Origin of the sequence: Acinetobacter sp. NBRC 110496, from assembly GCF_000876115.1 — a bacterium.
Taxonomy (GTDB): domain Bacteria; phylum Pseudomonadota; class Gammaproteobacteria; order Pseudomonadales; family Moraxellaceae; genus Acinetobacter.
The window spans coordinates 1-12,401 of sequence record NZ_BBTF01000026.1 but is presented as its reverse complement, the minus strand read 5'-3'; the positions used below and the strand labels follow the sequence as shown (position 1 = coordinate 12,401).

General features: G+C 40.6%; 10 protein-coding genes and 1 tRNA gene. 3 read left to right on the top strand and 8 right to left on the bottom strand.

Annotated elements, in window-relative coordinates:
* Positions 1-296: 296 nt before the first annotated feature.
* Positions 297-386: transfer RNA gene (locus tag Aba26S_RS13065), tRNA-Ser, on the bottom strand.
* Between the two features lie 96 nt (positions 387-482).
* Positions 483-971, bottom strand: a complete 489-nt coding sequence (gene greB, locus Aba26S_RS13060) for a transcription elongation factor GreB (protein WP_043972554.1) — start codon at positions 969-971, stop codon at positions 483-485.
* Positions 972-1,343: 372 nt separating this feature from the next.
* Between greB and Aba26S_RS13055 the strand changes: the two genes are divergently transcribed.
* Positions 1,344-2,453, top strand: coding sequence for a transglycosylase SLT domain-containing protein (locus tag Aba26S_RS13055; RefSeq protein WP_005243680.1), 1,110 nt, complete (start codon positions 1,344-1,346; stop codon positions 2,451-2,453).
* Positions 2,454-2,507: 54 nt separating this feature from the next.
* Here the strand turns inward: Aba26S_RS13055 and Aba26S_RS13050 are convergent, their stop codons facing one another.
* The gene (locus Aba26S_RS13050; RefSeq protein WP_004651955.1) at positions 2,508-2,891 is read right to left on the bottom strand and encodes an SCP2 sterol-binding domain-containing protein; all 384 of its coding nucleotides are present in this window, start codon (positions 2,889-2,891) and stop codon (positions 2,508-2,510) included.
* Between the two features lie 196 nt (positions 2,892-3,087).
* Positions 3,088-3,993: a tRNA 2-thiocytidine(32) synthetase TtcA gene (gene ttcA, locus Aba26S_RS13045; RefSeq protein ID WP_005243687.1), complete on the bottom strand. Its 906-nt coding sequence runs from the start codon at positions 3,991-3,993 to the stop codon at positions 3,088-3,090.
* 497 nt (positions 3,994-4,490) lie between these two features.
* On the opposite strand from ttcA, the gene Aba26S_RS13040 reads away from it, so the two are divergent.
* Both Aba26S_RS13040 and htpX read left to right on the top strand, forming a co-directional pair.
* Entirely contained in the window at positions 4,491-5,372 is an 882-nt protein-coding gene (locus Aba26S_RS13040) for a lytic transglycosylase domain-containing protein (RefSeq protein WP_005243689.1), read from the top strand.
* A gap of 217 nt (positions 5,373-5,589) precedes the next feature.
* A complete protein-coding gene (gene htpX / locus Aba26S_RS13035; protein ID WP_004660837.1) occupies positions 5,590-6,495 on the top strand; it encodes a protease HtpX in 906 nt (301 codons plus the stop codon).
* A gap of 147 nt (positions 6,496-6,642) precedes the next feature.
* Here the strand turns inward: htpX and Aba26S_RS13030 are convergent, their stop codons facing one another.
* The 4 genes from Aba26S_RS13030 to Aba26S_RS13015 all read right to left on the bottom strand — a co-directional run bounded on the left by Aba26S_RS13030 (position 6,643) and on the right by Aba26S_RS13015 (position 12,355).
* The gene (locus tag Aba26S_RS13030) at positions 6,643-6,945 is read right to left on the bottom strand and encodes a hypothetical protein (RefSeq protein WP_043972548.1); all 303 of its coding nucleotides are present in this window, start codon (positions 6,943-6,945) and stop codon (positions 6,643-6,645) included.
* A 10-nt stretch (positions 6,946-6,955) separates the two neighbouring features.
* Entirely contained in the window at positions 6,956-7,546 is a 591-nt protein-coding gene (locus tag Aba26S_RS13025) for a DUF4112 domain-containing protein (protein ID WP_043972546.1), read from the bottom strand.
* Positions 7,547-7,623: 77 nt separating this feature from the next.
* Positions 7,624-8,961, bottom strand: a complete 1,338-nt coding sequence (mgtE, locus tag Aba26S_RS13020) for a magnesium transporter (RefSeq protein ID WP_043972543.1) — start codon at positions 8,959-8,961, stop codon at positions 7,624-7,626.
* 289 nt (positions 8,962-9,250) lie between these two features.
* Positions 9,251-12,355 (bottom strand): efflux RND transporter permease subunit, encoded by a 3,105-nt coding sequence (locus Aba26S_RS13015; protein WP_043972540.1) that lies wholly within the window; start codon positions 12,353-12,355, stop codon positions 9,251-9,253.
* Positions 12,356-12,401: the final 46 nt, after the last annotated feature.

Here is a 12,401-nt window from a genome sequence, read left to right as displayed (position 1 = left end):
TAACTGTTTTATATATCTATTTTCTACATAAATCAGCAACGCATAAAAATTTTAAATAGATAAAAAAGATTACCCCCTACCGCTAAATAATCCCGATGCAACTTTATGGCATAACAATGATTGTTGATGAATATATTATAGCTCTTTCAAATAGATTTGTTTTATATAGCCATATCAATACATAAACAAGCCAAGCTAACTTAATTCAATCCAACTTTTTATGTGGGGTAAGTTGAGGAGTAAAAGCATAGATAAAAAAATAAGCCCTTGCAAAAACAAGGGCTTATTTTGATATTTGGCGGAAGCGGTGAGATTCGAACTCACGGAGGACTCACACCCTCGTCGGTTTTCAAGACCGGTGCATTAAACCGCTCTGCCACGCTTCCAATGGCGGCTATCATATAAATAAAAGTTAGACTTGGCAAATCTTTTATTTAAAAACATGCATCAAATGCTCAAAATAAACTCAACAACCTGTTTTTTTATGCATTTTCAGGCTTTTCATAGCGAATTGAGTTGATATACCACAGTTTTTTACCTAATGGTGTATGCACTTCTACTTCATCATCAACCTGTTTACTCAGTAGTGCACGTGCCATAGGTGACTCAATCGAGATATGTTGGGGGTGGTGGTCATAAATTTCATCGACACCAACTATACGCAAGCTTTTTTGCTCTCCAGCCTCATTTTCGATTTCAACCCAGGCACCAAAATAGACCTTGCCCTCTTGCTCAGGTACATAATCTACAATTTTTAATTCTTCTAAACGTTTTCCTAGATAGCGAACACGACGATCAATTTTTCTCAGTAATTGTTTATTGTATTGGTAGTCCGCATTTTCAGAACGATCACCTAAACTTGCTGCCCAATTTACCTTCTTGGTAATTTCAGGTCGCTCCTCATGCCAAAGTCTCTTCAACTCAGCAACCAATAGATCATGTCCAGTACGCGTAATTAAATTCGATTTCATAAGCCCTAATACGTGAATACAACAGTCCATTTACAAGTTTTTGCATTGTATTCCTTATTTCACCATGACTAAAGTGTATAAATTTTATTCTTTTTCGAATCATAGGTTTGTGATGCAATTCTCGCTTTTTTATTGAGCAAAATTTGACATTCTTTATTTTGCCGCTTAATATGCGCCCCTAAGTTTGTTTTTGTTTATTTTTTATACACTTTGTAAATATTGTGAAATATTTGCATTATTTTCCCTTTAATTAATGTCATTTTGAATGACGTTCATGACTTGCCCACCCCTTATTGAATTTATCAACTTTTAAAAGTTAAGGCATTGTTTTGCTGAAATTTTTGGGCATAAATTACCTGTAGCGGAGACAACATGCACAGTAATTCAAGTTCTGGGTCGAGGCCTAGCCTTAACTCTTTATCTTCCAAACGACCTTTTCAAGCTTTGGCCTTAGGCGTTGCAATCCTGCCGTTCAATAGCTTGAATGCTGAGAAATCACATCAATACAATACCGTTGTGAACACAAATGTCCTAACCGTAGTTGCTGTTGAAAGCCCAACAACCGTCTTCCAGGAAGATAAATTCCTACATGGTTTTGGATACGATTTAACGCGCAAATATGCACAAAGCTTAAATGTAAAACTCGATTTCAAAACCGTTCCAGACAATGCCACAGCATTAAAGTGGGTTGCACAAGGTAAAGCAAACATTGCGATGACAACCGCCAATCTGGCTGCAATTGAAAATAAACAACTGGTTTCATTTTCGGCAAGTTGCGGTGATCAGGCAAGTTTGAGCAAAAATGGTTTAAACCCTCAATTGAATTGGGTATTTAAACAGGCCGATGATCCACTCACACTAACTGCCAGTGGTTTTATCTGTCAAAGTAAACAATCTGGTATGACACAGCAACTGGCCTCATTCTATAACCGAAATGTGGTTAAGCCTGAGTCTTGGTCAACTATTCAAAGAGATTTGAAGCAACGTTTACCAATTTACAAGGCCAGTTTCAAACAGAGTGCTTCTAAATACAATTTAGATTGGCACTTGCTTGCAGCCATTGGCTATCAAGAGTCCTATCTGAAACCGACTTCAGTTTCTCCCACTGGTGTCCGTGGTTTGATGATGTTGACCAATAGTACAGCACAAGCGATGGGAGTAAGTAATCGATCCGATCCTGTTCAAAGTATTCAAGGCGGTGCCAAATACTTTGATCTGATGTTAGATCAGTTTTCTAACGTACCTTATCCGGACCGTAACTGGTATGCATTGGTTGCCTACAATATGGGACCAGGTGCAGTCAGCCAGATTCAAAAAAGAATCCGTGCACAAGGTAAAGATCCGAACCAATGGGTTAACCTGTACGATCATTTACAGCGTAATCAAGCACGTAACGGTCGTTATAAGCAAGCTGTTCAATACGTTACCCGTATTCGTACCTATTTAGAGCATCTCAAAACCAACAACCGTGTAGATGTCTAAATTAAATGAAAAAAAAGCTTACCTCAGGGTAAGCTTTTTTTATGAAGAGAGAAATTAAGCAGTTTGCTCAAGAACTTTCTTGAATAAATCTTTTTGCTCTTGGCTCGGCTTAGCGGTTTGTAAAGCCATGAGCTGAGACATATCACCTTGTACTTTGATTTTGCCTGTCATGAATGCCTGCATTGCAGCAGCCATATCAAACTCTAAGAATACTTTACGTAGTGTTTCAGCATCCATGTTCAAAGTCGTTTTAGCATTTGAAGATAAACCTTTTTGGATTTTACCCGCATCTAAAGCCAACTCTGTATTACCGGCTGCATCTGTTACAACCAAGTTAATCGCTAAATTCGCAAGTGCAGGTGGCAAGTTTAAATCACCAGCTTCAGCAGTCAGTTTTTCAACAGTTGCAAACCAATCATCAGTTAAAAATGCAGCCATGATTATTCCTCAAATGTATTTGTTCAATTTCTTGTGCCATCTATCCAGACAACATCACATGAAGCAATTTGCTTGTGCCCTGTTATAGCATGTAATTTTTATTTTAGGCTATGATTTTTTGTACGCAGGATTCAATTTTTAAATTTTTTATAAAAAAAAGGTACTTAACAAGTACCTTTTCAAAAAGTTTTACACTTTACTCAGCAGCAAAACTCAGATTGACCACATCCAGACGGTTTTTCATCTCTTCTGGATCTTTCAGATCAAATTCACGTTGGCCATCCAACGCTTCGAAATCAAATAATTCACGATCCGCCAGTTGTGATGGAGAAACGTTCTGTAGTGCACCAAAGATACTGTGTAAGCGTTTTGGATGCTGCTTATCCCACTCACGTAACATGTCGTTAATGATGGCGCGTTGCAAGTTCTCTTGTGAACCACATAAGTTACACGGAATGATCGGGAACTGGCGTAACTCAGCATATTTAATAATGTCTTTTTCTTCGACATAGGCCAAAGGACGAATCAAAATATTCTTTTTGTCGGAAGAAAGCAGTTTTGGCGGCATTGCCTTCAAACTACCACCATGGAATAAATTCAAAAAGAAAGTGGCCATGATGTCATCACGATGGTGGCCTAGCGCGACTTTAGTTGCGCCAATCTCTTGAGCGAAACCATATAACGAACCACGACGTAAGCGTGAACACACCGCACAATAGGTTTTACCCTCAGGGGTTAGGCGCTTAGTAATGGTATAGGTATCTTTTTCCAAGATGTAATATGGAATATTGTTTTCTTCCATATAGCGTGGCAACACATCTTCAGGGAAACCTGGCTGTTTTTGATCCAGATTCACCGCCACAATATCAAAATTGATCGGTGCAATACGTTTAAACTGCAACAAGATATCCAGCAAGGTATAGCTGTCTTTACCACCAGACACACATACCATGACCTTATCACCATCTTCAATCATGTTGTAATCACGAATTGCATGCCCCACCTGACGACGAAGTTTCTTCAACAGGCGATAATACGCCGAACTTGTCGGAAGTTCTGGCTTGAAATTAAATCCTTGATTGGACTCCACTGGCGCGTACATAGACGTGATTTACTCATAAACAAAAATACCGCAAGATTTTATCTCATTCCGAAAAGATGCGCATCTAAAGAATTTTTCAATTTCTTTCAATCGTCATATTTGAGTTTCATACTGGTAAAATTCTGATCAAAATAATCCTAGATGCGCTGGATTGCTTATAATTCAAACTTTTCCACAGTTGTCCACAAAAGCTGTGGATAAATTTGTGGATTTCTTAGCTATTGACAAAGTGCTTTTATCTTAAAATAAGGCTTCCGATTAGATTGATCATTTTTTAACCACCTATTTTATCAAATTAAAAACAATGACTTACATAAGTCAAGACTTAGTTTTTAAAATTTTTTTTTAATTTTTTTTTGCTGAACATTCGAACAAATTGACTTGATTTTTGTCTGACAGTGAAAAATAAAAAAATTGTAGCAAAAGTTCTTTTTTTACTTTTTTTTGTTAAACTTCGGAATAGAACTTATGCTCATCCTTTCGTGAATATTATAACGATGAACAAAACAACTTATTTTTTTGCTCTTTGTCTGGGATCAATCGTTTTTTTTAATAGTACAGCGTCTAGTCATGCTGGGCAGACCATTTACCAATTTAAAGACAATAATGGCACCACCCTACTCACCAATAAGAAAAAAGCCGAGTACAGTCACTTAAAAGTGATTAAAGCGACGTATTACCCTGACAGCAATATTCATAGTTATAGTAACTGGGGCACAAGTGAAGCTTCTGTCTTACCCAGCTATAGTCGAAATAAAAATGCCTTTGATCACCTGATCCGCCAAGCAGCACAACAACACGGTGTCTCGGAAGGGTTAATTAAGGCAGTGATGCATACCGAATCGGGTTTCAATATTAATGCGCGCTCCCCTGTGGGTGCTCAAGGCTTGATGCAATTGATGCCTGCAACAGCACGCCGCTTTAATGTCAACAATGCCTATGACCCACAGCAGAACATCTTTGCCGGCGCACGTTATCTCAGTTGGTTAATCAAACGTTTTAATGGCGATACCCGACTTGCAATCGCAGCCTATAATGCAGGCGAAGGCAATGTTGATAAATATGGCGGCATTCCACCATTTCGTGAAACACAAGATTACGTCCGTCGCGTCACTAGCCGTTATCAAAATCTCTATGCCTCGGGTCTCGGCACTTCGCTCAACAATTCAAACAATGCTGCGACTAATGGCCAAGTCTTAGCTCAATCGGCAAATTATAGCGCCCCTGTCAATGAAGCTGTAGAAGCAGCACCTCCTGCGCCAAAACAATATAATCGCCAAATTATTACCTTGGCGGATGGTACCTTTACCGACGCGCCATCAGGCACTTACACCACCACCAATGCCACCGCTTCAGCCCGAATACATTTCAGTAATTAATAATTCTGGGGCATTATTCTCACAGGATGATTTTAGCTGATATTTTTTAAACAAAATCCTCTTTAAGTCCCTGTTTCACATTCAATTCACTGTTTTATAGGCTAAATGTATCTATGCCTATTTTTTGCTTGAATTTTTAGGGTTCGCCCTGCATATTAGCGTTATGATTTATAATTTATAAATCAGATCAGTTTTAATTTATAAGAGGATTTTCTCAATGATGCGGATTGGTTTGTTCTTGCTTACCAACCTCGCGGTACTGGTTGTAGCTGGCATTATCTTGTCACTCTTCGGTGTCGGTAGTTACCATGGCGCGGGTGGCTTGAATCTAGGCAACCTATTAGTCGTCTGTTTTGTCTTTGGTATGGTGGGTTCTTTAATTTCCTTATTCATGTCGAAGTGGATGGCTAAAAAAACCACTGGAACTGAATTAATCGACCCAAATGCACCTCGTAGTCAAGCAGAAGCTTGGTTATTACAAGAAGTGGCTCAATTATCCCAACGTGCAGGTATTAAAATGCCTGAAGTAGGTATTTTCCCTTCTTACCAATCCAATGCATTTGCGACAGGTTGGAATAAAAACGATGCGCTAGTATCCGTCTCTACGGGTTTACTTGAGCGTATGAACAAAGATGAACTTCGTGCAGTACTCGCTCACGAAATTGGTCACGTTGCTAATGGCGACATGGTCACGCTTGCCTTGATTCAAGGTGTGGTCAACGCCTTCGTCATGTTCTTTGCACGTATTGCAGGTGACTTCATCGACCGTAATGTCTTTGGTCGTGAAGATGGTGAAGCACCAGGACTTGCTTATTTTGCCATTACGATTGTACTTGACATCGTCTTTGGTATTTTGGCCTCTGCCATCGTGATGTGGTTCTCTCGTCAACGTGAATACCGCGCAGACGAAGCGGGTGCACGTTTAGCAGGTAAACAAGCAATGATCTCTGCCCTGCTTCGTTTACAAGCTGAATCAGAAATGCCAGATCAAATGCCAAAAGAAATGAAAGCATTTGCGATTGCGGAAGGTAAGGAACAAGGCTTTAGCTTAGCGGCTCTTTTCCAAACCCACCCAACCATTGAACAGCGTGTTGCAGCATTACAGCAATTAAACGTTCAATAATCAGTATCAGATAAATGATAAAGCCTCCAAGATGGAGGCTTTATTTTTTGCCATATCAAAATTAATGTTTGAATCACCCTATTTTGATAAGGTAAAGAAATCAAGTAAATCAAAGATTATATGATCATACTATAAGTATAAATTACTTTACTCCCAAGCATCTTCAACTGTTTTTTTCCAATCATTGAAACTTTTAAAAAGTGAAGTATGTGGCCATCTCGGATTAGTTTCATTATTCCATGTTAAATGGACTTCAGCATATTGATCTTCCTGATTTTCTAAAAAGAATAAAACATCATCCTCTCCATCTTTTCGAGCAATAGCTACCGCTTTTTTAGCAAAAAGCACATGACCCAATATAAGCTCACGTTTAAGTTCATTAGAAAATATCGACTCTTTTTCTGCTTGTATAAGTACCCAATTTTCTGGCAATTCTTTTAGATGCCTCATATATTAACCACTAAGAAATAGTATGTTGATAAAATTGCCATAGGTAACTAAAGCCAGCCCAGACCGCTACTACCAATAAAATCAATACCGCAATCCCCAATAAATCGGGAATACGCAACCAGATCCAGCTCACCACTGGATTACGCCAAAATGCGGATGTTTTCTGCTTTTGTTCCAGTGACTCGTGTAAAAACGGATGAACCACATGGATATCACTGTGGACCTGATATTCCTCACGGATATGCGCATGTACAATCTCAAGCGTCTTTCTGCTAGGTCGGATAAACACGTCAAAGACCGTACCAATAATCGGGATAAAGCCGACTAACATATCCATAATCGCCAGTTTCACCACCCCCTTTAGTTTGTGCTGTGGAACACCGACTTCTCGGGCTTTTTTAAAAGCGTATAGCGTTAAAACAAAACCTGCGACATCACCGGCAAAAGGAATGGTACTCAGTGCGGCATCCGCCCCCACGCCTTGTTTGGTAAATGGAATCCGAACCAGACTGTCCATGGTGTTGGCGAATTTTGCTAAATCACGCTCAATAGCAATGGCTTGCTGTTGAGTTAATTTTTTTTGTTGTGATCGATCAGTCATTCACTTAACCTAAAACAATGTTTATGCTTGAGAATAAAGTAGTTTTGAACTTTTGTCGGTACAATTATTATTACGGTCTAGAATAAAATCATCGATGCAATAAACAAGTACACAATCACCCCTGTCGCATCACATATCGACGTCACCAAAGGTGCAGAAGCACTGGCAGGGTCTAAACCGACTTTATTCAGAATAAAAGGTAAACTCATGCCAATCAAACAGCCCATTAACACAATCCCCATCATACTCAGGGCCAGTACCAAAGCGACCAATTCGTCCCCCCGGAAATAACCCAACAAGGAAACCGCAACGGCCATCGTTCCGCCAAGACATAAAGCCACCAGACTTTCGCGCCCAAGTAGATAGAACCAGTCTTTAAACTGGACATCCCCTGTTGCCAACGCCCGAACCATCAAGGTAGAAGATTGAGAGCCTGCATTACCGCCACTTCCCACCAACAAAGGCAAGAAAAACACCAACACCAGATGCTGTGCAATCACATCTTCATAGTGTGCAATCCCAATTCCTGACAATAAACTTCCAAAAACCAGAAAGACCAGCCAGAATACCCGCTTCTGATAGAGTTGCAGAATAGGAGCCGATTTAATGCTTACTTTGGACGATGCATTGACCGCACCAACCTTCAAGAAGTCTTCGGTTGCTTCTTCACTCGCCACATCCATGGCATCATCATAAGTCACAATCCCGACCATCATTTGTTGATGATCAATAATCGGTAAGGCCAGTAAATCATAACGGGCAATGGTTTTGGCCACCTCATCCTGATCGGTATCAACATAGGCTGTCAGGACATTGGTTTCCATCAGTTCATTAATATTTTGCTCTTCAGGTGCAAGAATTAACTGCTTTAAAGTCAAAACACCCAAAATTTTACGTGCTTCATCCAGCACATAGGCAAAATAAATCATTTCGGTATCTGGTGCTTCTAGACGCAACATTTTAATCGCATCTTTGACCATCATATCGGGTTTGAGCGTGGCATATTCCGAGCTCATGATGGCCCCAGCGGTTCCTTCCACATAGGATGAAAGCTGACGAATATCTTCTCGTTCCGCCTGCGCTAATGCAGGCAATAGTGCATTTTGCTGCTCTTCATCCAGACGCTTAAATACATCGGCCCGTTTATCCGATGACATTTCCCCAATAATTTCAGCCAAAATATTTCTTGGCATGGTTTGAGCAAGTTTGGCTTGTTCATGGGGAGGAAGATAAGAAAAAACATAAGCGCGTTCTGGTAAATGCGTCAGTAGTAATTGACTTTGTTCTACCGATAATTGTGTCAATACATCAGCAATATCAACGGCCCGAAAAGTTTTAACCGACGCCAGCGCAAGTTCAATATGATTATTCTTTAACGCATCATTTAATAAATATAAAAAATTGTTGTAGCTCATATCTGCCTCTTCACTACAATTATCTGCAACGAAGAGCCAAATACAACAGATTATTTTACTGTCGAGTAACGGTCTTCATTCAGATTTTGGGAAATATAAAAACGTGTAATTCTTGAAAAATTACAACTCTGGGTGTCCATGTAGGCAATCAATCCTCATTCAACCGCTTATACGGCACGGCAATACTACAAATATTTTTTTATCTTCTCAACTTAGACAACAAAAATGAACAATTCGAACCGTTATGCAGGGCACGAATTGTTCATTTCTACTGCTAATTTTACTGCCTTTAAGCAGTTTCTATTTTCGCTTTTGGTTTAAATACAGTTCTGACCAAGACATACATAAATGGAATAAAGATCAGTACCAGAATGGTGCCAAACACAACCCCACCAAATACACTATAACCAATCGCCTGTCGGCTTAATGCGCCTGCACCACTCGAAAACATCAAGGGGATCACACCCGCACCAAAGGCAATTGAGGTCATCAGAATTGGTCTGAGACGAAGGCCTGCTGCCTGTAATGCAGCTTCCAGCGCACTTCGTCCCTGTTGTTGCAAGCTTGCTGCAAATTCAACCATCAAAATGGCATTTTTACAGGACAGACCAATAGTAGTCAGCAGTGCAATCTGGAAATAGATATCATTGGCGAAACCAAACCAATAACTAAATAAAATCGTTCCTCCAATCCCGAGTGGAATCGCCGCCATTACCACAGAAGGAATTGACCAGCTTTCATAGAGTGCTGCAAGGCAAAGGAAAATAAAGGCAACCGAGATTAAATATAACCAGATCGCCTGATTGCTGGACTCTTGTTCCTGATAAGACAAGCCACTCCACTCCAACCCTACATCAGGCATTTGATCAACTAAGCCACGAATGGCTTGCATCCCTTGTCCACTACTAAATCCATTGGCTGCGTCTGCTTCCAAACTGATCGCTGGATAGCCCATGAAGCGCTCTAACATTGGTGGGGCACCTTGCCATGTAATCTGGCTAAATTGTGAGAATGGCACCATTTGACCATTGGTATTTTTTACATACCAATAATTCAGGTCTTCAGGCTTAGAACGATATGGCGCATCACCCTGTAAATAGACCCGTTTAATTCGTCCACGATCAATAAAGTCATTGATATAGCTGCCACTCCACGCCGTCGAGAGGGTTCGGTTAATTTCACTGACATTAAGACCATGAATCATCGCAGCCTTATGATCAATTTTGATATTCAGCACAGCCTGATCGTCATTGCCTTTTTTGTCGAGATTTGCGACTGGGCCTAGCGCATTGCCCTGCTGTTGTAGCAGTTTGAAAGAGTTCAATAAACTTTCTCGGCCTAGGCCCTTGGTGTCCTGTAACCAGAACTCCATTTTGTCAGAATTACCTAAACCACGAATTACCGAGGGCATCAACACCATAATACGTGCTTGATTATTTTGTGAAAGATATTGCATAGCCCGTGCACGAATCTGCTGTGCGCTGTTTTCTGCACCTTTGCGCTCATTCCAATGTTTCAGTGACACAAAGGCTTGACCAAGATTCTGTCCTGTTCCAGAAAAGTTACGACCATGAATCACCATGACACCATTCAAGTTGGCTTTTTCATGTTCAAGAAAATAATCTGAGATTTGTTTGCCTACCTCTTCAGTCTTGCTCATCGGTGTTCCTTCCGGTAAACGGAATTGAACGCCTAACAAGCCCTGATCTTCTTGTGGTAGAAAACTGGTTGGCAGATCACGATAAACCCAGATAAAACAGCCAATCAGCAACACAATACCCAACAGTGAAATGGCTTTTAAATTAATGACTTTTTGTGAAACATTCAGATAACGCGTTTTTATATAGTCCAGTCCATGATTGAACTTGATCGCCCAACGCGCCTGTTTTTGCTGTGGTTTCAATAAAATGGCACAAAGTGCCGGGGTTAAAATCAACGCCACAAGTAATGAAAGCCCCATGGCGACCACGAGGGTAATCGAGAACTGACGATAAATAATGCCTGTCGCGCCACTAAAGAATGACATTGGAATAAATACAGCTGTGAGAACCAAGGTAATCCCGACTAAGGCTCCACTAATCTCATGCATGGACTGAATTGAAGCTTCCTTGGCACTGAGTTGCTGCTCATGCATCAGACGTTCAACGTTCTCTACCACCACGATCGCGTCATCGACCAACAAACCAATCGCTAATACCATCGCAAACAAGGTCAGAGTATTGATACTCATCCCTAAAACGGCTAATACGGCGAAGGTTCCGAGAATGACCACAGGAACCGTGACTGCTGGAATCAAGGTTGCTCGCCAGTTCTGCAAAAAGATAAACATCACCAAGACCACCAGACCAATGGCTTCAATCAAGGTAGACACCACTTGTGACATCGACTCTTTTACGAAAGGTGTATCGTCGCGTGGATAAACCACAAAATAACCTTCTGGTAATGCTTTCTCTAAACGGGCAACTTCCTTATAGACCGCATCGGCCACCTGCATCACATTGGCCCCGACGGTCAAGGACAGTGAAAGTCCTGAAGCAGGATAACCATTTAAACGGTTAAAGACCTGATAATTTTCAGCACCGACTTCAACCCGTGCGACATCTTTTAAATAGACAAAACTGCCATCTGTATTGGCTTTGACAATAATATTTTTAAATTGTTCAGGTGTTCTTAACAACGAACCCGACGTTACCTTGGCATTTAAATACTGGTCATCCGCTGTTGGTAAATCTCCAATTGCACCAGCGGCGACTTGCGCATTCTGATTTTCAAGTGCCGTACGGACATCACTCACTTGTAATTGATAACGTTCCAGACGCTGTGGATCCAGCCAAATACGCATGGCATATTGCGAGCCAAATACGCTCACTTCCCCAATGCCTTCAATTCGGCTGAGATTGAGTTCAAAGTGATTGGTGAGATAATCTGAAATATCCAAATTGGTTGAACGCCCTGATTTATCCCCCAGACCGATCACCATAAAAGAATCACTTAAGGATTTACGAACATTAACTCCCTGACGCTGTACATCTTCGGGTAAACGGTTGATCGCACCATTAATTGCATTTTGGACTTGTACCTGTGCTTGATCGGGATCGGTCCCCTGATCAAAGAACAGACTAATTCGGCTATTACCACTGGCATCACTACTCGAATTGAAATAGAGCAGATGATCAATACCTTTAATTTGTTGTTCTAAAACCTGAGTAACACTGTCTTCTACCGCTTGAGCATCTGCTCCACTATAGTTTGCAGCAACAGTGATTCGGGGTGGTGCAATATCGGGATAACGTTCTACAGGTAACTTTAAAATTGCAAATAAGCCAACAGCCATAACAATAATAGCGAGAACACTGGCAAAGATTGGGCGATGAATAAAAAACTTAGATAACATGGCTGTTCATTCCATTGTTGAAACAGTCAATTTTTTCAAAAATACG

Bases quoted from the DNA above. Each gene is read 5' to 3' on its own strand.
- greB (WP_043972554.1), bottom strand. From the start codon at position 971: ATGAAATCGAATTTAATTACGCGTACTGGACATGATCTATTGGTTGCT.
- Aba26S_RS13055 (WP_005243680.1), top strand. From the start codon at position 1,344: ATGCACAGTAATTCAAGTTCTGGGTCGAGGCCTAGCCTTAACTCTTTA.
- Aba26S_RS13050 (WP_004651955.1), bottom strand. From the start codon at position 2,891: ATGGCTGCATTTTTAACTGATGATTGGTTTGCAACTGTTGAAAAACTG.
- ttcA (WP_005243687.1), bottom strand. From the start codon at position 3,993: ATGTACGCGCCAGTGGAGTCCAATCAAGGATTTAATTTCAAGCCAGAA.
- Aba26S_RS13040 (WP_005243689.1), top strand. From the start codon at position 4,491: ATGAACAAAACAACTTATTTTTTTGCTCTTTGTCTGGGATCAATCGTT.
- htpX (WP_004660837.1), top strand. From the start codon at position 5,590: ATGATGCGGATTGGTTTGTTCTTGCTTACCAACCTCGCGGTACTGGTT.
- Aba26S_RS13030 (WP_043972548.1), bottom strand. From the start codon at position 6,945: ATGAGGCATCTAAAAGAATTGCCAGAAAATTGGGTACTTATACAAGCA.
- Aba26S_RS13025 (WP_043972546.1), bottom strand. From the start codon at position 7,546: ATGACTGATCGATCACAACAAAAAAAATTAACTCAACAGCAAGCCATT.
- mgtE (WP_043972543.1), bottom strand. From the start codon at position 8,961: ATGAGCTACAACAATTTTTTATATTTATTAAATGATGCGTTAAAGAAT.
- Aba26S_RS13015 (WP_043972540.1), bottom strand. From the start codon at position 12,355: ATGTTATCTAAGTTTTTTATTCATCGCCCAATCTTTGCCAGTGTTCTC.